Origin of the sequence: Mesorhizobium silamurunense (genome assembly GCF_014843825.1) — a bacterium.
Classification (GTDB): domain Bacteria; phylum Pseudomonadota; class Alphaproteobacteria; order Rhizobiales; family Rhizobiaceae; genus Mesorhizobium; species Mesorhizobium silamurunense.
In genome coordinates this window covers 1-1387 of the sequence record NZ_JHQR01000339.1, presented here as the reverse complement: position 1 = coordinate 1387, position 1387 = coordinate 1, and the positions used below count along the sequence as shown (strand labels likewise).

The window sequence follows — 1387 nt, the reverse complement described above, 5'->3', positions numbered from 1 at the left end:
CCGGCCGATCGCTGGCCTGGCTGGCTGCCGTCGCAGTTTGGCCGTCGCGCCCCGCCTGGCCGCGCGGGCGATTGTCCCGGCGGTTGTTGTGGCGATGGCGGGGCCGCTGATGATCGAAACGGGCCTGCCGCCACAGAAGGATCGGCTTCGGTTCTTCCTGTTCGACCGGCGTCTCGCCGGTGGCGGCTTCCGGTGCTGCCGTCACTTCGGCCGGCGTGGCTTCACTTGCCGCCGCAGCTTCGGGTTCAGCCTCAGCCTCAGCTTCAGTGGAGGCCTCACTAACCGGTGCCTCGTCTTGCGCCGTCGGCTCACTTACCGCATCGGCTGCGCTATGCGTTTCCGCTTTGGAGACGTGCTCCTCGCCTGCCTCGGCAACGGGCTCATCCACGCTTTCGGCCGGAGCTTCCGTCGCAGGCGCTTCAGCCTCCGATTCCGGTCCCTCGGCGGAAGTTTCGGCAACGGCATCGGCGGCTGTTACCTCGGCCGCCTGCGCGGCGCGCGCGGCCGCTTCCGCCGCCAACTTCGCCGCGGCGGCCTCGCGGGCCGCGTTGTCCAGCGCGTCGAGCTTCGCCTTGACCTCGGCTGCCGGCTTCGGTTCGGAACGATAGCCAAGGCCCTTCAGGATCTCTTCCATGTCGTCGGCGGTGGCGCCGAGGATCGACATCATCGGTGGTGTCACCATGAAGGCGTGGCCGTCATAGGCACCGTCCGGCCGTTGGCCGAGGCCGGGCTTCCAGTTGGTCGCCGGGCGGATAAGGTCGGCCAGCCGTTCGAGAATGTCGACGCGCACGGCGCGGCGGCCGAGATTGCGGTAGCCGGCAAGCTTGTAGAAGGTTTTGTCGAAGGCAGGGTCGATGACCACCGAGGTGCGGCCCGACGCCAGCGCATGCACCACGTCGCCGAAGCCCGGCTTGTCCTTGCCGTCGTTCTTCAGCGCCCAGAGCAGCGTGACCAGCCCCGCCGGCGCCGGCTTGATCAGCGCCGGCACGAAGACGTGGTAGGCGCCGAAGCGCACGCCAAGGCGCCGCAGCGCGGCGCGGCCCTCCTGGTCGAGCGATTTCATTTCTTCGGCGATGTCGCGGCGGTTAATGAGACCGAAATGCTCGACGAGCTGGAAGGCGAGCCGCGCGCGATGCCGGCGAGCTGCTCGGCATTCTTCAAATCGACCAGCGGCTTCAAAAGCGTTTCGATCTGGAAATTGACGAAACGCTCGGCGCGCGCCGCCACCTTGTCGCGGGCCGGCCCGGTGAGCTGCTCGTCGGCGAGCAATACGAGCCGCGGCTTCAATGCCTCGTCGCCGGCGACCAGCGTGCCAATCGGCGCGCCGATCCAGCGCAGGATGCCGTCCGAGCCCAACGCCAGATCGCCGTTGGCGCAGGCGGCGAAG

The 1387-nt window shown here is 68.5% G+C and carries 1 pseudogene; it reads right to left on the bottom strand.

The features are described 5' to 3' along the window. Nucleotides 1–1387 (bottom strand): annotated as a pseudogene (locus DH10_RS31800) (helicase); the annotation flags it as partial.